We start from the raw sequence: 16,416 nt of genomic DNA, 5'->3' as shown, positions 1-16,416 counted from the left end.
CTTACTTGAGCAGGCCTTCGGCCTTGAGGGCCGCCTGCACCGCAGGGCGGGCGCCCACGCGGGCGTGGTGGGCCGACAGGTGGGTCAGGTGGGACGTGTCCAGGCCCACCACCTTGCCCCAGCCCACGACGGTGAACAGGTAGCCGTCGGCCACCGAGAAATGCTCGCCCATGAGCCATTCCTTGCCGTCGAGCTGGCTGTCCACCCACTGCAGGCGCGACAGGAGCTTTTCGCGCACGGTGGTCTTGTATTCCTCGGGCGTGGACGAACCGAACAGGGGGCTGAAGCCCTTGTGCAGCTCGGTGCCGATGAAGGTCAGCCATTCCTGCAGGCGGTAGCGGGCCAGGGTGCCGTTGGCGGGGGCCAGGTTCTTGAGAGGGGCTTGGTCGGCGATGTATTGCACGATGGCCGGGCCTTCGCGCAGGCGGGTGCCGTCGTCCAGCTCCAGCAGGGGCACGTAGCCCAGCGGGTTGATCGTGTAGTAGTCCGTGCCGTCTTGCAGCTTGTGGCTCTTGGTGCTGGCCAGCACGGGAGTGAAGGCCAGGCCCGCTTCGTGCAGGGCGATGTGGGGGGAGAGCGAGCAGGCGCCGGGGCTGTAGTAGAGCTTCATGGATGACCCGAAGGTGTGGTGTTGGACAAGCTCTGCATGCTAGCCGGAAGCGGCCGAGGCCGCTGAAGGCGGGGGCGCCGGGCGCGTGACCGCCTCCAGCTGGCCCAGGTAGTGCAGGGCGTGGGCCCGGTCCGGCCCGCACATGGCCGGCTCGGGCTGCAGCGAGCCGCACACGGCCGGGCGCTCCGGGTGGCCGAAGATGCGGCAGCGCTGCGCATCGTCCAGCTGGATGCAACGCACGCCGGCCGGCTTGCCCTGGGGCATGCCGGGGATCGGGCTGGTGATCGAGGGGGCCGTGCAGCAGGCGCCGCAGCCGGGCCGGCAGGCCGTCACGACTGCATCTGCCATTGATTTGCTATCGAAATAATAGCTAAATGCCCTAGTGGATATTGCGGTGCGGCACCGTTCGGGCCATATCCCTGGGTGGCCTGCCTCAAGCGGGCAGGCCCGGAATGGCCAGCCGGTCGGCCGCCCACAGCACCTGGTCCACCACCGCGCGCACGCGCTGGCGGTGCGGCTCGTGCGCCAGCGTGCCCTGGTCGTCCAGGGCGCTGGCCGCCAGGCCCAGGGCGAAGGACTGCGGGGCCACCCAGCACTCCAGGTTGATGAGCAGGGGCGCCAGGTGGCTCTGCGAGCGCAGGCCGCCCAGGCCGCCGTTGGAAGCGCTCAGCATGCCCACCACCTTGCCGCGGAAGGGGCGGGTGCCATCACTCCACACCGGGTGGCCGGCCACGGGGCTGGAGGCCCAGTCGATGGTGTTCTTGAGCAGGGCGGTATAGCTGCCGTTGTACTCGGGCGAGCAGATGATCCAGCCCGGGTGGGCGTCCAGCGCGGCCTTCAGGCGCAGCACGTCGGGCGGGGTGCCGGCGGCTTCCAGGTCGGCGTTGTACATGGGGATGTCGAAGTCCGACAGTTCAAGCAGCGTCACATCGGCCCCGGCATCGCGCGCGATGTCGGCGGTGGCGCGGGCGAGACGGCGGTTGAACGATTGCTGGCGGGTACTGCCCGCGAAGACGAGGAGTTTTTGCATGGCCGCGATTGAAGCACACCGACCGGGCAGGAAACCTGCAAGAAATCCGTTGTCGCAAGGCACCTGTTCCACGTGAAACAGCACCGGTGGCAGGGGCGGGCCCGAAGTGGGAAAATCACGGGTTTTCCAGCCTGCCAGGGCCGGCCTTCGGCGCCGTTCCTGCCGGGCACGCCCCGCGCCCTGCGGCGGCGATCGAATCGATGAACGGCCCCGCGGGGCCCCGGAGCAGTCCCATGTTGTACCCCCAGGAATTTGATGTCATCGTCGTCGGTGGCGGCCATGCCGGCACCGAGGCCGCGCTGGCCGCCGCGCGCATGGGCCAGCGCACGCTGCTGCTCACGCACAACATCGAGACGCTGGGGCAGATGAGCTGCAACCCCTCCATCGGCGGCATCGGCAAGGGCCATCTGGTCAAGGAAGTGGATGCGCTGGGCGGTGCCATGGCGCTGGCCACGGACGAGGGTGGCATCCAGTTCCGCATCCTCAACAGTTCCAAGGGCCCGGCCGTGCGGGCCACGCGCGCGCAGGCCGACCGCATCCTGTACAAGGCCGCCATCCGCCGCATGCTGGAGAACCAGCCCAACCTGTGGCTGTTCCAGCAGGCGGTGGACGACCTGATGGTGGAGGGCGACCGCGTGGTGGGCGCCGTCACGCAGGTGGGCCTGCGGTTTCGCAGCCGCACGGTGGTGCTCACCGCCGGCACCTTCCTGGACGGCAAGATCCATGTGGGCCTGAACAACTACGCCGCCGGCCGGGCGGGCGACCCGCCGGCTGCCAGCCTGTCGGCCCGCTTGAAGGAACTGAAGCTGCCGCAGGGGCGCCTGAAAACCGGCACGCCGCCGCGCATCGACGGCCGCAGCATCGACTTTTCCCAATGCGAGGAGCAGCCCGGCGACGGCATGCCCGGCGGCGTGAATGAGGGCACGGTGCCGGTGTTCAGCTTCATGGCGCATGCGCACGGCGGGGCGGCGATGCACCCGCGCCAGGTGCCGTGCTGGATGACCCACACCAACGAGCGCACGCACGACATCATCCGCAGCGGCTTCGACCGCAGCCCAATGTTCACCGGCAAGATCGAGGGCGTCGGCCCGCGCTACTGCCCGAGCGTGGAAGACAAGATCAACCGGTTCGCCGACAAGGACAGCCACCAGATCTTCCTGGAGCCCGAAGGCCTGACCACGCACGAGTTCTACCCCAACGGCATCAGCACCAGCCTGCCGTTCGACATCCAGTACGACCTGGTGCGCAGCATGGCGGGGCTACAGAACGCGCACATCCTGCGCCCCGGCTACGCCATCGAGTACGACTATTTCGACCCGCGCTCGCTCAAGAGCACGTTCGAGACGCGGCAGGTGCAGGGATTGTTCTTCGCCGGTCAGATCAACGGCACCACGGGCTACGAAGAGGCCGCGGCGCAGGGGTTGTTCGCCGGCATCAATGCCGCGCTGCAGTGCCGCCAGATCAAGGGGGAGGCCAACGATTTCGGCGGCGCCTGGCTGCCGCGGCGGGACGAGGCCTACCTGGGCGTGATGGTGGACGACCTCATTACCAAGGGCGTGACCGAGCCCTACCGCATGTTCACCAGCCGGGCCGAGTTCCGCCTGCAGTTGCGCGAGGACAATGCCGACATGCGCCTGACCGAGGCCGGCCGCCAGCTGGGTCTGGTGGACGACGCGCGGTGGGATGCCTTCAGCCGCAAGCGCGATGCGGTTTCACGTGAAACAGAGCGTCTCAAGGCCACGTGGGTGAACCCCCGCAGCCTGCCGGCCGAGGAGTCGGCGCGGGTGCTGGGCAAAGCCATCGAGCACGAATACAACCTGTTCGACCTGCTTCGCCGACCGGAAGTGGACTACGCTACGCTCATGGGCATGGACGGTGGCCGGCTGGCGTCGCCGGACGTTTCACGTGAAACACTCGGTGAGCTGGCCGGCCCGGTGGTGGAGCAGGTGGAGATCGCCGCCAAATACTCCGGCTACATCGACCGACAAAAGGACGAGGTGCAGCGCGCCGCCCATTTCGAAACCCTGCGCCTGCCGGCCGAGCTGGACTACCTGCAGGTGCCGGCCCTGTCCATCGAGGTGCGCCAGAAGCTGCAGAAGCACCGTCCGGAAACCCTGGGCCAAGCTTCGCGCATCTCGGGCGTGACGCCCGCCGCGATCTCGCTGCTGCTGGTGCATTTGAAGAAGGGCGGGTTCAAGGGCTTCAGCACCGCGCCTGCGGCAGCGGAGGTGCCCGCATGAACGCGCAGGCGTTGCAGGACACGCTGGCCGAAGGCGCGCAGGCCCTGGGGCTGGGGCTCGGCAGCGCCCAGATTGGCCAGTTGATGGAGTTCCTGGCGTTGCTGCAGAAGTGGAACAAGGTCTACAACCTGACGGCCGTACGCGACCCGCAGGAGATGCTCACCCACCATCTGCTGGACAGCCTGGCGGCGGTGCCGCCGCTGCGCCGCCAGCTGGCGCAGGTGCCGGGGGACCTGGATGCCAACCCCGCGCTGCCCCCCCGGCTGCTGGACGTGGGTTCGGGTGGCGGGCTGCCCGGGGTGGTGTTCGCCATCTGTTGCCCGAGCCTGGACGTGAGCTGCGTGGACACCGTGGCCAAGAAGGCGGCGTTCATCCAGCAGGCCGCCGTGACGCTGCGCCTGCCCAACCTGCACGGCATCCACGCCCGGGTCGAGACCTTGGCCGGGCCGTACGACCTGGTGAGCTGCCGCGCCTTCGCCTCGCTGCCGGACTTCACCACCTGGTCGAGCGGCGCCATGGCAGGACACGCCGTGTGGCTGGCCATGAAGGGCAAGCGGCCCGAGGACGAGATCGCCGCGCTGCCGGCGGGCGTGCAGGTGTTTCACGTGGAACCTCTCGCCGTGCCCGGCCTGGATGCCGAGCGCTGCATCGTCTGGATGCGCCGCCCGGCGGGTGCGCCGCCGGCCGTCGCTTAAACTCGCTCCTCCAGTTTTCGGGGGGCTTTCATGTTTGGCGTAGCAGATTACGGCGCGTTCGTCGCAGCCATCGTGTTGTTCCTCGCCATTCCCGGCCCCGGCAACCTGGCGCTCATCACCTCCACCAGCAAGGGCGGCGTGCGCGCAGGCCTGGCCGCCACGCTGGGCGTGATGGCCGGCGATCAGGTGCTGATGTGGATGGCGGTAGCGGGCGTCGCCGCGCTGCTGGCCTCGTACCCGGCGGCCTTCCATGCCGTGCAGTGGCTGGGCGCGGCCTACCTGGCGTGGCTGGGCTTCAAGATGCTGACCGCCCGGCCCGGCGGCCAACCGGTACTCCACATCGAGCCCCGGCAGTACTTCCAGCAGGCGGCGTGGATCACGCTGCTCAACCCCAAGGCCATCGTGTTCTACATGGCGTTCTTCCCGCTGTTCGTGGACCCGGCCCGCCACCAGGGCCTGCTGACCTTCGGCGCCATGGCGGCCACCATCGCGGTGCTCACCTTCCTGTACGGCCTCGTCGTCGTGCTGCTGACCCACCGCTTGGCCGAGCGCATGCGCGACAACCCGAAGATTGCACGCGGGCTGGAAAAGATCGCCGGCGTCTTCCTCATCGGCTTCGGCATCAAGCTGGCCCTCTCCAAATAATTTCCGCGAAACGAAAGCAGTCATGGCCAAGATTTTTTGCATTGCCAATCAGAAGGGCGGGGTGGGCAAGACCACGACCTCCGTCAACCTGGCCGCGGGGCTGGCCAAGATCGGCCAGCGGGTGCTGATGGTCGATTTGGACCCGCAGGGCAATGCCACCATGGGCTCGGGCGTGGACAAACGCGCGCTGGAGCTGACGGTGTACGACGTGCTGCTGGAGTCGTCTTCCGTCAAGGAGGCGGCCGTGCTGTCGGAAAAGTGCGGCTACCACGTGCTGGGCGCCAACCGCGAACTGGCCGGCGCCGAGGTCGAACTGGTGGCGCTGGAGCACCGCGAGCGGCGCCTGAAGGCAGCGCTGGCCGAGGTGGACGCGGACTACGACTTCATCCTCATCGACTGCCCGCCGTCCTTGAGCATGCTGACCCTGAACGGCCTGTGCTGCGCCCACGGCGTCATCGTGCCCATGCAGTGCGAGTATTTCGCGCTGGAGGGGCTGACCGACCTGGTCAACACCATCAAGCAGGTGCACGCCAACCTGAACAAGGACCTGCAGATCATCGGCCTGCTGCGCGTGATGTTCGACCCGCGCATCACGCTGCAAAGCCAGGTGAGCGAGCAGCTCAAGGACCACTTCGGCGACAAGGTGTTCAACACGGTGATCCCGCGCAACGTGCGCCTGGCCGAGGCACCGAGCTACGGCCTGCCCGGCGTGGTGTTCGACCCGTCCGCCAAGGGCAGCCAGGCGTTCGTGGACTTCGCCCGCGAGATGGTCAAGCGCGTCAAGCGCATGTAGGCCGCAGCGGGTTTTAGCGCCAGATCGCCCCCATGCCGGCGGATTCATTGTCCTCTTTGCTATCAAAAACATAGTATGAAACCAGACAACGTGCTGCTGCTGCCCGGTTGGCAGAACTCCGGGGAAGACCACTGGCAAAGCCGCTGGGAGCGCCTGCACGGCTACCGGCGCGTGGAGCAGCACGACTGGATGCACCCGCTGCGCGGCGACTGGTCCGCCCGCCTGGAAGAGGTGGTGGTGGACGCCGACGGCCCCGTGGTGCTGGTGGCGCACAGCCTGGGCTGCATCCTCACCGCCTGGTGGGCGGCGCATTCGAAGAACGCCCACCGGGTGCACGGCGCGCTGCTGGTGGCCCCCGGCGACGTGGAGCACCCCGACATCGCGCCCCTGCTGCCCGGCTGGGCCCCCATCGCGCGCCAGCCGCTGCCGTTTCCCGCCGTGCTGGTGGGCAGCCGCAACGACCCCTATTGCAGCTTCGAGCGCGTGCAGGGGCTGGGCCGCGACTGGGGCGCGCGCTTCGTCGATGCGGGCGCGCTCGGCCACATCAATGCCGAGTCGGGCCTCGGCGACTGGGCGCAAGGCCACGGCTGGCTGGAGGCCCTGTCGCGGTGATGCGGCGACAGCCCCCGGGCGCCTCGGCCGAGGGGCCGAGGCCCGTGCCACGCCGCTTTCCTGGATCGCACGGCTCAAGGCGGGCGCGGCGTCCAGCCTGCAGGTGGCCGCGGAGTACGGCTTGGGCCTGCTGAGCCTGGCCGGGGTTCCGGTCATGGTGTTCACCGGCAAGCTGTTCGCCGCCGCCGTGCTGGCCGTGATCGCGCTCGGGGTGTTCCTGCGGTTCGCGGCGCGGCGGGGAACGCCCGGGTCGGCCGCCACACCGCCTGCACCGCTGTGGCTGTCTGCGGCGGTGGCCCTGCTCACGGCGCTCGAAGTGGCCCTGGCGGTAGAGGCCACGGGCCTGCCGGTTCGTCACGGCCAGCCAGGGTTTTCGCAGGGGAACTGGCTGTGGGTGCTGCTGGCGTTCGCAGGGCTTTTCTGGGGCCAGCGGCGCTGGCTGAACCGGCGCCTTGCCCGCCGCCGCGGGTCCGATCCGCACGGCACCCGCCACCCTTTTTGATTTGTACGAGGAACGACAACATGGTCACCAAGAAACCCAAAGGCCTCGGCCGCGGCCTGGAAGCATTGCTGGGCCCCAAGGTCGCGGAAAAGGGCGATGCCGCCCCGCCGCCGCCCGAAGGCACTCCCACCACGCTGGCCCTGGCCGACATGGTGCCCGGCATGTACCAGCCCCGCACGCGCATGGACGAGGGCGCGCTGTACGAGCTGGCCGAATCGATCAAGGCGCAGGGCATCATGCAGCCGATCCTGGTGCGCCGGCTGGCGCAGGGCGATCATGCGGGCCGCTACGAGATCATCGCCGGCGAGCGGCGCTTTCGGGCCGCGCGGCTGGCGGGCCTGGCCGAGGTGCCGGTGCTGGTGCGCGACGTGCCCGACGAATCGGCCGCTGCCATGGCCCTCATCGAGAACATCCAGCGCGAGGACCTGAACCCGCTGGAAGAGGCGCAGGGCCTGTCGCGGCTGGTCAAGGAGTTCGGCCTCACGCACGAGCAGGCCGCGCAGGCCGTGGGCCGCTCACGCAGCGCCGCCAGCAACCTGCTGCGCCTGCTGAACCTGGCCGATCCGGTGCAGACGATGCTGATGGCCGGCGACATCGACATGGGCCATGCGCGCGCGCTGCTGTCGCTGGACCGGGCGGCGCAGATCACGGCGGGCAACCAGATCGCGGCCAAGAAGCTGTCGGTGCGCGAGGCCGAGGCCCTGGTCAAGAAGATCGGCGCCGAGTTCAGCCTGGTGCCGCAAAAGCCCAAGAAGGACGCCAAGTCGCGCGACCTCAAGCGGGTGGAGGAGGAACTGTCCGACCTGCTCATGGCCGAGGTCGAGGTGCGTGTCAAAAAGCGCGTCAAGCGCGGCAGCCGCACCGAAGAGATGGGCGAGCTGGCGATCCAGTTCGGCTCGATCGAGGCGCTCAACGGCCTGATCGAGCGCCTGCGGGGCTGACCGGCCCTCCCCGCAGGGGCATCTGCGCATTGCGCAGGTCGATATGCGAAATCCGCGCTTTGCGCAGGCGCGATCCCTGTTCAGAATCGGCGCCCCGTCGGCATGGCTCCACTGGTGGCGTTGGGCCGCGCAGGGAGGCCGGCGGACAGGGAGGTGCATACCAATGAAAGTGACAGTGAACGCTGCCGAGGTGAAACACCGGCAGCCCGAATCCACCGGGGCCGATGGCGCGCCGGCCATCAACAAAAGCGCGCCCGCTGCGGCGGGGCCATCGGGCCATCCCGACCTGGCGGCCAGACAGCCCCGTTCCGCCGGCCCCGAGGCCGTGCGATCGCGCGTGCCGCTGTCGGCGCTGCCGACCGGCGCGGGCCCGTCCGTGCCGCCAAAGGCGCCGCTCGCCGTGGGCACGGCGGACACCGCCTTGCTGCACCGGCTCCTGAAGGCCGTGGCCGGTGCGCCAGCGGGCGCCTCGGATGCGGCCGGCAGCGGCAAGCCGTCGCTCGCGGCCGCATTGGCCGCCGCGGGCCATTCCCACGTGCTGGAGGGCGTGCAGTGGGCCGAGGGTGATCCGGCCCTGCGGGGGTGGGATCTCTCGGGCGTGGATTTCAAGCGCTGCCAGTTCGATGCCAGCTCCCTGGCCGACACGCACATCGAAGGCAGCCGGTTCGAAAGCTGCCGGTTCGAAAGCGTGTCATTGGCGGACGCCTCGCTGCGCAACACCGCTTTCAAGCGCTGCGAATTCGAGGAGACGATGTTCCTGCACGCGGAACTGAGCGGCGTTCGCTTCGAAGACAGCGAGCTGCACCTCTGCAGTTTCGAGGATGCGCAACTGACGGGTGATTGCGTGTTCACGGGCGTGAAGATGCCCGGCACGCACTTCCTCAGCACCTCGGTGGCCGAGGGTACGCGGATCGAAGCGTCCGCCACCCAAGGACCGTCCGTCCTGACCGACACCTTGTTCCTGGGCACGAAGGGGCGCTTCACCATCGACGCGGTGTCCGACGCGACCGTTGGCCTCACCCGGCCCACCACGGCCACGCTGGTCTCGCATGACTCGCGGGGCATCACCGTCCCGCGCGTGGTTGCCAAGCTCGAGGCTGTGGCGGGCACCTTGCCTCTGCGGGTCGAGATGCGGGCCGCCTCGCTGCAGGCGAAGGCGGTGGATGCGGAGGTCGAGGCGCACCTCGAACATCTGGCCTCGCAGCCGGGCAGCGACCAATCCTTGCCGCAGCGCCTCGTGATCGATGCCCTGGCGAACCCCGAAGCCCTGCCGAAGATCGCGCAGATCCTGGCCAAGGCCGAGATCCTGGCACGGCACGTGGACTCCGTCGTGCTGCCTGGCGGCGAAGACCTTTCGCCCCGCCTGTACAACCAGCAGGCCGAGCCGCAGACGGACTGGAAGGGCGACTACCGACGGTCCGTGCTCGAAATGGGTCTGCTGCACCAGTGCTTTCACCGCGGCGTGCCCTTGATGGCGATCTGCCGGGGCTTTCAGATGACCAATGTATTTTTCGGCGCGGCGCTGCAGCAGCATGTGGGGCACCAGGTCGGCGTCCGCACGCTCGACAACGACCAAGGCGAAAAAGCCGGGCAGGCGCGGGCCACCGAGGTTGCGGACAACAGCGTCGGCGTCTTCGGCACAGCGCTGCAAGGCATCCGCGCGGCCGTCTATCACCACCAGGCCGTGATCGACCCACCAGAGGGGCGGCCGCACCTGAGCACCTCGCTGCGCCGGACCATTCCCTCGGAAGGGGGCGAGACCGCCTGGCGGGCCATCATGGCGGTCGAATCGTCCCAGCCGCGCGCGCCGCTGATCGGCTTGCAGTTCCACCCCGAGTTCTTCGACGGATCGACGGCCCGGGGCGGCGAGGTCCGGCCGTTGTCCAACACGGAACTGGAGCAACTGGGGGCGGGCTATACGCGGCCTGGAGCGCAGACGTCGGGCTTGCAGAACCCGGCCGACCTGATCGCCAGCGGCATCCTGGACCACATGTCGCCTGGCAACGATGCGCTGTGGAAGATCCTGTCGGACGCGGCGACGGCGCACCGCCACAAGGCCGCCATCACGGCCGAGGCGCTGGCGGAGGGGCGTGCGAAGCTGCGTCCCGTGGAGCCGGCAGTAGAGCCGGCCATTGGCTGACGCGCTGCGCCAGCGCGCTCACCTGCCGGCGTCGCCCGGCGCGCGCCGGCGCTCCAGCACCCCGATGGCCACGAAGCCGCACAGCACGGCGAACCACAGCGTGGCCACGCGGATGCCCACGGCCGCCAGCGTGGCCAGGCCCAGCGGCACGGCGTGCAGTGCCAGCAGGGCGACCAGGGTGGCCTCGGTGGTGCCGATGCCGGCTGGCAGCATGGACGCGGCGCCGGCCAGCATGGCGGTGGGGTAGAGGGCCGCGGCATCGCGCCAGGGCAGGCCGATGCCCAGCCCGTGCAGCAGCCAGGCGAACGACAGCGCCACCAGGCCCCATGCGGCCAGGCCCAGGCCCAGCGAAAGCCCCCAATCCAGCGGGTGCAGCCACGCCCTGCAGCCGGCCAATCCCAGCGCCAGGGCCCGCACCGCACGCGACAGTCGCGGCCAGCCGCGGCGGCGCAGCCGGGCGGCACCGCGCAGCAGCCATGCGGGCCGTGCCGCCACCAGCACGACGGCGCCGATCATGCCCGCCACGAACGCCACCAGCACCGCGAACAGCGGCAGGGCGGGGATGGCCAGCGCCGCCAGCAGCACCACGCACAGGAGGTCGAACGCGCGCTCGTACACGAAAGCCGAGACGGTGCGCGCCGCCGGCACGCCGGCGCGCGCGAAGTAGCGCACACGCACCAGCTCGCCCACCTTGCCGGGGGTGGCGGTGAAGGCGAAGCCCGAGAGGTACGCCAGAAAGCCCGCACCCCAGGGCACGGCGTGCCCCGCGCGGGCCAGGAGCCAGCGCCAGCGCAGGTAGCGCAGCAGGTAGGAGGCGAAGGCGATCGCCGCCATCGAGGGCATCCACGCGAGCACCTGCGGCAACTGCGCGAAGACCTGGTTGCGCGCGTCGGCCCACACCAGGGCGGCCACGTAGGCCGCCGTGCAGGCCCCGGCCGCAGCGACGGCGTGGCCGGGCTTCATGCGCGGTCGGCGAAGGACCAGCGCTTGTGGCCCAGGTAGCTCGTGAACACCGGCACGGCCACGCCCACGGCATGGGCGATCTCGGGCACGAAGGCGGTCACGCCCAGGGCGGGCAGTACCTGGCGCGCCAGCAGCAGGCTCACGGCCCAGGTCTGCGCCACCGCCACGAGGTTCACCAGCACGAAGAACGCGGCGGACTTGCGCACCGACTGTTGGCTGCCCTGGAACACGAAGGCGCGCGCCAGCAGGAAGGCCGTGACCATGCCCACGCCGTAGGCCAGCACCACGGCGTAGGAAAACGGCATCCACTGGTTGAGCACGATGCGCGCGATGAAGTTGGCGAGCGCGGCCAGGCCGCCGGTCACCAGGAAGGCCACGAACTGCCGGGAGCGGAACTGCGCGAGCATGCGGGGCCTAGACCGGTGCCGCGGCCGCCTGCGCGGCCATCTGGCGCCCGAAGCCGATGCTCTCGGAGATGCCGCGGTCCTCGGGGTAGTAGTAGGACGTGTCGGCCACCCACAGGCCGCGCACCGGCAGCTGCACGGGCGGCAGGCTGTCCAGGTAGTTGGGCGGGCAGATGGGCTGGGCGTAGCGGTAGCGGCTGGCGCGCAGGGCCAGGAAGTCGCTGTCCTGCAGCTTCGGGTTGATGGCCTTCAGGTAGCGGCGCACCTTGTCGAGGAAGGCCGCGTCGGGCTCGGCGAACTTGGGGTGCTCGCCGGGCATGTAAAACGGCACATACACCACCGACTCCGCCAGCGGGCGCAGGTTGCTGTATTCGACCAGGCCGGGAATGTCCATGTCCGGATCGTTCACGTTGAGCCAGAAGTTCTCGGTCAGCGGCTGGCGCAGCTTGGCGATTACGCAGACCACGGCGATGTTCTGCAGCGCGCCGTACTGCGCCAGCAGCGCGGGCGGCAGGTCGGGCATGGTGCGCGGCACGTAGGGCAGGGGAATGGTGCTCACCACCTTGTCGAAGGCCTCGAAGCCCTGCGCGGTCTCCACGCCCTGCACGCGCGTGGCGTCCATGCGCACGCGGGTGACGGGCGTGGACAGGCGGATCTCGCCGCCGTGGCGCTGGATGTCGGCCACCATGCCGTCCAGCAGCGTGGCCGAGCCGCCGTCGAGGTGGCCGAGCTTTTCGCGCATCAGGCTGTAGCGCGAGCGGCCAATGCGGCGGATGCGGCTCCAGATCCACGCGGCCGACAGGTTGCCGGCATGGTCGTAGAACTTGTAGTCGAACAGGCGCCGCCACAGCACCTCGTAGGCCTCCTTGCCCACCCAGCGGCGGATCCAGCCCGTGGCCTCTTCGCCGTCCAGCGGCTTCCAGTCGGTGCGCTTCGTGGACAGGAACGCGTGCAGACCGTAGCGGAACTTGGCGACCAGGCCCAGACCCTGAAAGCGCAGCAGCGCCACCGGGTTGCCCCAGGGCTGCAGGCGCTTTTGGAACCAGTAGCCCATGCGCGTGGCGCGCCAGCGCATCCGGTCCGAAAGCCCCAGTTCGTCGAGCATCTGCAGGAAGGCGTGGTCGGAGGTGCAGTGGAAGTGGTAGTAGCGCTCGATGGCCAGGCCGTCGAAGTCAAACATCGCGGTCATGCCGCCCACGCGGTCGTCGGCCTCGAAGACCACGGGCCGGTGGCCTTCGCGCGCGAGCTGGTAGGCCACCGCCAGGCCCATGGGGCCGGCGCCCAGTACGGCGATGCGCTGGCCCGGCGCGGCGGCCGTGGATGCGGAAGGAGAGGGGGTGTGCGCACTCATCAGAACTCCAGCACCACGCGGCTGTATTCCGGGTGGTTGAAGGTTTCGTGGATGGCCTCGGCGAAGGGTGTGGCGCGCACGCCGAAGATGCCGGGCCAGTCGATCACCTCGAACTCGTCGTGGGCCACCAGCGCCTTGAGCTGGTCGGCGGTGAACGGCGGGTCCTTGTCGAACAGCGCCCACACCTTGAGCAGCAGGTAGAAAAGGCCGTAGGGGATCTTCACGATCCAGGCGCCCGCGCCCGTGGCGGCCTTGATCTGGCGAATGATGTCGATGTAGTCCACCTTCTCCAGCCCCGTGATGTTGAACACGCCGCCCACGCGGCGCTCCTCGATGCAGCGCACGATGATGCGGCAGAAGTCCGCCGCGTACAGCGGCTGGCGCATGTAGCGGCCGCTGCCCGGAATGGGGAACACCGGCACCTTGCGCATGAAGCGCGACAGCCAGCCCAGGTGCTTGCGGTCGAACCAGCCGAACATCAGCGTGGGCCGCAGCACCACGCAGGGAATGCCGCTGTCCAGCACCATCTTTTCCTGCGCGCGCTTGGTCTCGGTGTAGTGGTCCTGGGCGACCGACTCGACCACCGAGGAGCTGATGTGCACGGTCTGCAGGATGCGGTGGCGCTGGATCAGATCGAGGATGCGGCCGGTGGAGGTGAGGTTGTTGCGCACGAACGGGTCGGCCTGCGGCGCGCCGATCTGCGCCTGCAGCATGACCACCACGTCCGCGCCCTCGAAGTGGCGCTCCCACGCGCCGGGCTCGGCCAGGTCGGCGTCCTCGGCCACGATGTCGGGGTGCACCTGGCGCAGGATGGCGAGGTTGCTTGCGTGCTTGTCCAGCACGACGAGGTTGTGATAGCCGTGCAGCTTCAGGTGGGCCACGAGGTTCTGGCCCACGAGGCCGGCGCCTCCCGGCAGGATGATTTTGGCGTTCTTCATGGTGTTGGTTTTTCTCGGCGGGTTCGGGTCGCTCATTGCGGCGCCGGTATCTGCAGGGCCACCGAGCAGTCGGTGCCGGGTGCGGTCAGGGTCACGGCAGTGGGCAGCGCCTCGGGCGCGGCCTGCAGGTAGGCGGTGAAGGTCAGGTAGCGTGCGGGCGCATGGGGGCCACCCGGCGCACTCAGCTTGCGCCAGCGGTGGGGAACGCCCAGGCCCACCACGGTGCCATCGGGCGCGACGAGGCGCATCGATGGCGGCGGCGCATCGCCTTCGGAGGGCAGCAGTGCGCCGCTCACCGAGACGAAGCGCGGGTCGCCGGGCACGCGCTGCACCCAGTCCACGAAGGCCGTGCAGCGGGCGGGCGGCACGTCCGTGTGCGAGCCCAGGGCCGTGGCGGCGTCGGCGAGCGGCGGCTGGCCGAAGATCGAGTGGCCGTGCTGGCGGGCCTTGGCGACGATGCGCTCGCCCAGGGCCCGGTCCCAGATCAGCATGCCGATGCGCCGTTCGTCGTGCACGCCCATCGCCAGCGCCAGCGCGCCGGTCATGCGCAGGTGCGCGACATCGCTGCGTTTGGTGTCGCGCACCTGCACCGACAGCATCTGCGCCAGCACCGCCACCAGCAGCACGGCGGCACCGGCGCGCGCGAGGCCGTGCAGGGCCAGCACGCGCGGGGCGTACAGCACGCCCAGGGCGGCCCAGGCCATCATCGTGGGCGTGGTGTAGCGGCTGGCCAGCGAGCCCTCCATGCTGAACTGCAGCCGGCCGCTGGCGGTGGCGAAGGCGATGCCCGCCACGAAGGCCACGAAGGTGAGCAGCGACAGCTCCAGCGCGTGCGTGCGCGGGGCGCGCAGCGCGGGCACCAGGCGAGCCAGTGCCAGCACGGTGAACAGCACGCCGAAGGCCTGGCTGATCCACATCGTCTCCATCTTGCGCGCCAGGTGCTGGAACGGGCTGCCCAGGTATTGCAGCGTGTACTGCAGCAGGCCCAGCGGCCGGCTCTGCAGCATGGCCAGCAGGCCGGGGCGGGGCGTCGGCGCGGCGAAGTCCGCCATGTACACGCCGATGCCCGCGGCGCCCAGCAGCGCCAGCAGTGCCACGCGGCGCCAGCCCATGCGCGCCACGGCGGCGTAGAGCGCCATCATGGGCAGCGCCATGATGCCGTTGGCCATGCTGCCGATGCTCAGCACGCCCAGGGCGCAGCCGCCGGCGAACCAGCCCACGTCCTGCGGCGCCTGCGTGGCGCGGTACAGGCAGTACAGCCCGGCCAGCGGCAGCCACTGGGCCAGGAAGAACTGGCTCTGGAACGCCCAGGTGAGGTTTTCCTGCTGCACCCACGACAGCAGCCAGACGGACAGCAGCGCCAGGGCCGCCACCGACGCCGTGCGGGTCATCGGCCCCAGGCGTGCCTTCAGGAAGGCCCAGAAGGTGGCGATGCTGCCCGCCACCAGCAGGTAGTTGACCGCGATCAGGAAGGCCTGGGTGCCGCCGAACCAGCGGTATTCCATCCAGAACAAGGCCTTGGACAGCACGATGCGGTGCTCGTTGAAGAGCCGCCACCAGGCCTGCCAGCCGGCGCCATCGCGCACATCGGCATAGAACTCCAGTGCGCCCCACATGTCCCAGATCGGCACGGACGTGAAGGTGCGCCAGGCCGCCACGGCCGTCGCCAGGGCAAAGAGCGTGGCATAGCCCGCAAGGGCCACCGCCGCCCAGAGGCGGCGGCGTTCAGGGGTCCATGGCATGGGTCAGATGTCCATCTTGTGGAAGACCGCGCGCGGCAGGTTGCGGATCACGGCCATGATGAGCGCCCATTTCGCCGGGGCATAGACCACGGGCGTGCCGCGGGCCATGCCGCGCACCACCGCCTGGGCCACCTGCTCCACGCTGGCGAGCTTGGCGCCGCGCGCCTTGAGGTGCGCCGTCATCGGCGTGTCGGTGGGGCCCGGCTTGATGAGCACCACCTTCACGCCCGAGCCCGCCAGGCGGTGCTGCAGGCCTTCGGCGTAGCGCTCCACCAGGCCCTTGGCGGCGCCGTACACGTAGTTGGATTTGCGGCCGCGGTCGCCGGCCACCGAACCGATGATGCCGATCGTGCCCCGCCCCGCCACCTGCATCGCGCCGGCGAACGCCTCCGCGCACAGCGCGGGCGACAGGCCGTTGACGGCCATGGCCTGCTCGGCGCTGGCCAGGTCGCCCTGGCACCGGGCCTGGTCGGGCAGGCTGCCGTGGGCGATGAGCACGGTGTCCGGCACGCCCTGCGCCACCAGGTGCTGCACCAGCGCGGCGATGGAGGCCGCCTGCGTCACGTCGCCGGCCATCACGTCGATGCGGGCCTGGGGCTGGCGCACCTGCAGGTCGTCGGCCACGCCCTGCAGACGGGCCGCGTCGCGCCCCACGAGCACCACGCGGCCGATGCCGCCGGCCTGCAGCCATTGGCGCGCGCAGTGCTGCGCGATCAGCGAGGTGGCGCCGACGATCACGAGGGTCTGCGGTGCGTTGCTGGCGTTGTTGTTGTTCTGCATGTTGGCGGTGAGTTCGTTCTTGTCTTGGAG

17 protein-coding genes are annotated in these 16,416 nt (G+C 69.8%); 8 read left to right on the top strand and 9 right to left on the bottom strand.

Going from position 1 to position 16,416, the window contains the following annotated elements:
- Window position 1: 1 nt before the first annotated feature.
- The 3 genes from gstA to AVAK2825_RS09775 form a co-directional block, all read right to left on the bottom strand.
- A complete protein-coding gene (gene gstA, locus AVAK2825_RS09785; RefSeq protein ID WP_284397266.1) occupies window positions 2-610 on the bottom strand; it encodes a glutathione transferase GstA in 609 nt (202 codons plus the stop codon).
- A 39-nt stretch (window positions 611-649) separates the two neighbouring features.
- On the bottom strand, window positions 650-958 hold the full coding sequence (locus AVAK2825_RS09780) for a YkgJ family cysteine cluster protein (RefSeq protein ID WP_284397263.1): 309 nt from the start codon (window positions 956-958) through the stop codon (window positions 650-652).
- A gap of 85 nt (window positions 959-1,043) precedes the next feature.
- The gene (locus tag AVAK2825_RS09775; protein ID WP_284397262.1) at window positions 1,044-1,640 is read right to left on the bottom strand and encodes an NADPH-dependent FMN reductase; all 597 of its coding nucleotides are present in this window, start codon (window positions 1,638-1,640) and stop codon (window positions 1,044-1,046) included.
- Between the two features lie 233 nt (window positions 1,641-1,873).
- Between AVAK2825_RS09775 and mnmG the strand changes: the two genes are divergently transcribed.
- The 8 genes from mnmG (at window position 1,874) to AVAK2825_RS09735 (ending at window position 10,208) form a co-directional block, all read left to right on the top strand.
- Window positions 1,874-3,880, top strand: a complete 2,007-nt coding sequence (mnmG, locus tag AVAK2825_RS09770) for a tRNA uridine-5-carboxymethylaminomethyl(34) synthesis enzyme MnmG (protein WP_284397259.1) — start codon at window positions 1,874-1,876, stop codon at window positions 3,878-3,880.
- Entirely contained in the window at window positions 3,877-4,575 is a 699-nt protein-coding gene (gene rsmG / locus AVAK2825_RS09765; RefSeq protein WP_284397256.1) for a 16S rRNA (guanine(527)-N(7))-methyltransferase RsmG, read from the top strand. Before mnmG ends, rsmG begins: the two co-directional genes overlap by 4 nt.
- A gap of 30 nt (window positions 4,576-4,605) precedes the next feature.
- Complete coding sequence (locus tag AVAK2825_RS09760; protein ID WP_284397252.1) at window positions 4,606-5,220, top strand: LysE family transporter; 615 nt, start codon at window positions 4,606-4,608, stop codon at window positions 5,218-5,220.
- A gap of 22 nt (window positions 5,221-5,242) precedes the next feature.
- Window positions 5,243-6,013 carry a ParA family protein gene (locus AVAK2825_RS09755; protein ID WP_284397247.1) on the top strand — a complete coding sequence of 257 codons (771 nt, stop codon included), beginning with the start codon at window positions 5,243-5,245 and terminating at the stop codon, window positions 6,011-6,013.
- Between the two features lie 75 nt (window positions 6,014-6,088).
- Window positions 6,089-6,625 carry an RBBP9/YdeN family alpha/beta hydrolase gene (locus tag AVAK2825_RS09750; protein ID WP_284397241.1) on the top strand — a complete coding sequence of 179 codons (537 nt, stop codon included), beginning with the start codon at window positions 6,089-6,091 and terminating at the stop codon, window positions 6,623-6,625.
- Between the two features lie 121 nt (window positions 6,626-6,746).
- Complete coding sequence (locus tag AVAK2825_RS09745; RefSeq protein WP_284397238.1) at window positions 6,747-7,127, top strand: hypothetical protein; 381 nt, start codon at window positions 6,747-6,749, stop codon at window positions 7,125-7,127.
- A 20-nt stretch (window positions 7,128-7,147) separates the two neighbouring features.
- A complete protein-coding gene (locus AVAK2825_RS09740; protein ID WP_284397235.1) occupies window positions 7,148-8,068 on the top strand; it encodes a ParB/RepB/Spo0J family partition protein in 921 nt (306 codons plus the stop codon).
- Window positions 8,069-8,231: 163 nt separating this feature from the next.
- Window positions 8,232-10,208, top strand: a complete 1,977-nt coding sequence (locus AVAK2825_RS09735) for a gamma-glutamyl-gamma-aminobutyrate hydrolase family protein (RefSeq protein ID WP_284397232.1) — start codon at window positions 8,232-8,234, stop codon at window positions 10,206-10,208.
- 18 nt (window positions 10,209-10,226) lie between these two features.
- Here AVAK2825_RS09735 and AVAK2825_RS09730 read toward each other — a convergent pair whose 3' ends face one another.
- Genes AVAK2825_RS09730 through AVAK2825_RS09705 form a run of 6 tightly spaced genes read right to left on the bottom strand, consistent with a single transcriptional unit; the run spans window position 10,227 to window position 16,386 of the window.
- Entirely contained in the window at window positions 10,227-11,171 is a 945-nt protein-coding gene (locus AVAK2825_RS09730) for a lysylphosphatidylglycerol synthase transmembrane domain-containing protein (protein WP_284397228.1), read from the bottom strand.
- Window positions 11,168-11,578 carry a GtrA family protein gene (locus AVAK2825_RS09725; protein ID WP_272566270.1) on the bottom strand — a complete coding sequence of 137 codons (411 nt, stop codon included), beginning with the start codon at window positions 11,576-11,578 and terminating at the stop codon, window positions 11,168-11,170. Before AVAK2825_RS09725 ends, AVAK2825_RS09730 begins: the two co-directional genes overlap by 4 nt.
- A 7-nt stretch (window positions 11,579-11,585) precedes the next feature.
- Complete coding sequence (locus AVAK2825_RS09720) at window positions 11,586-12,926, bottom strand: NAD(P)/FAD-dependent oxidoreductase (RefSeq protein WP_284397224.1); 1,341 nt, start codon at window positions 12,924-12,926, stop codon at window positions 11,586-11,588.
- Window positions 12,926-13,864, bottom strand: a complete 939-nt coding sequence (locus AVAK2825_RS09715; RefSeq protein ID WP_284397221.1) for an NAD-dependent epimerase/dehydratase family protein — start codon at window positions 13,862-13,864, stop codon at window positions 12,926-12,928. The genes AVAK2825_RS09720 and AVAK2825_RS09715 overlap by 1 nt, the downstream gene beginning before the upstream one ends.
- 32 nt (window positions 13,865-13,896) lie before the next feature.
- Complete coding sequence (locus AVAK2825_RS09710; RefSeq protein WP_284397218.1) at window positions 13,897-15,606, bottom strand: hypothetical protein; 1,710 nt, start codon at window positions 15,604-15,606, stop codon at window positions 13,897-13,899.
- A 3-nt stretch (window positions 15,607-15,609) separates the two neighbouring features.
- Window positions 15,610-16,386 carry an SDR family NAD(P)-dependent oxidoreductase gene (locus tag AVAK2825_RS09705; RefSeq protein ID WP_284397216.1) on the bottom strand — a complete coding sequence of 259 codons (777 nt, stop codon included), beginning with the start codon at window positions 16,384-16,386 and terminating at the stop codon, window positions 15,610-15,612.
- Between the last annotated feature and the right edge of the window lie 30 nt (window positions 16,387-16,416).

Source organism: Acidovorax sp. SUPP2825 (assembly GCF_030158995.1).
In the GTDB taxonomy this organism is placed as follows: Bacteria; Pseudomonadota; Gammaproteobacteria; order Burkholderiales; family Burkholderiaceae_C; genus Paracidovorax.
The sequence above is the reverse complement of the archived record's forward strand: the minus strand, read 5'-3'. Positions and strand labels throughout refer to the sequence as shown.

Coding starts and splice junctions, on each gene's coding strand:
- AVAK2825_RS09740 (WP_284397235.1), top strand. CDS start 7,148: ATGGTCACCAAGAAACCCAAAGGCCTCGGCCGCGGCCTGGAAGCATTG.
- mnmG (WP_284397259.1), top strand. CDS start 1,874: ATGTTGTACCCCCAGGAATTTGATGTCATCGTCGTCGGTGGCGGCCAT.
- AVAK2825_RS09780 (WP_284397263.1), bottom strand. CDS start 958: ATGGCAGATGCAGTCGTGACGGCCTGCCGGCCCGGCTGCGGCGCCTGC.
- AVAK2825_RS09715 (WP_284397221.1), bottom strand. CDS start 13,864: ATGAAGAACGCCAAAATCATCCTGCCGGGAGGCGCCGGCCTCGTGGGC.
- gstA (WP_284397266.1), bottom strand. CDS start 610: ATGAAGCTCTACTACAGCCCCGGCGCCTGCTCGCTCTCCCCCCACATC.
- AVAK2825_RS09750 (WP_284397241.1), top strand. CDS start 6,089: ATGAAACCAGACAACGTGCTGCTGCTGCCCGGTTGGCAGAACTCCGGG.
- AVAK2825_RS09710 (WP_284397218.1), bottom strand. CDS start 15,606: ATGCCATGGACCCCTGAACGCCGCCGCCTCTGGGCGGCGGTGGCCCTT.
- AVAK2825_RS09775 (WP_284397262.1), bottom strand. CDS start 1,640: ATGCAAAAACTCCTCGTCTTCGCGGGCAGTACCCGCCAGCAATCGTTC.
- AVAK2825_RS09735 (WP_284397232.1), top strand. CDS start 8,232: ATGAAAGTGACAGTGAACGCTGCCGAGGTGAAACACCGGCAGCCCGAA.
- AVAK2825_RS09725 (WP_272566270.1), bottom strand. CDS start 11,578: ATGCTCGCGCAGTTCCGCTCCCGGCAGTTCGTGGCCTTCCTGGTGACC.
- AVAK2825_RS09755 (WP_284397247.1), top strand. CDS start 5,243: ATGGCCAAGATTTTTTGCATTGCCAATCAGAAGGGCGGGGTGGGCAAG.
- AVAK2825_RS09760 (WP_284397252.1), top strand. CDS start 4,606: ATGTTTGGCGTAGCAGATTACGGCGCGTTCGTCGCAGCCATCGTGTTG.
- AVAK2825_RS09720 (WP_284397224.1), bottom strand. CDS start 12,926: ATGAGTGCGCACACCCCCTCTCCTTCCGCATCCACGGCCGCCGCGCCG.
- AVAK2825_RS09730 (WP_284397228.1), bottom strand. CDS start 11,171: ATGAAGCCCGGCCACGCCGTCGCTGCGGCCGGGGCCTGCACGGCGGCC.
- rsmG (WP_284397256.1), top strand. CDS start 3,877: ATGAACGCGCAGGCGTTGCAGGACACGCTGGCCGAAGGCGCGCAGGCC.
- AVAK2825_RS09705 (WP_284397216.1), bottom strand. CDS start 16,386: ATGCAGAACAACAACAACGCCAGCAACGCACCGCAGACCCTCGTGATC.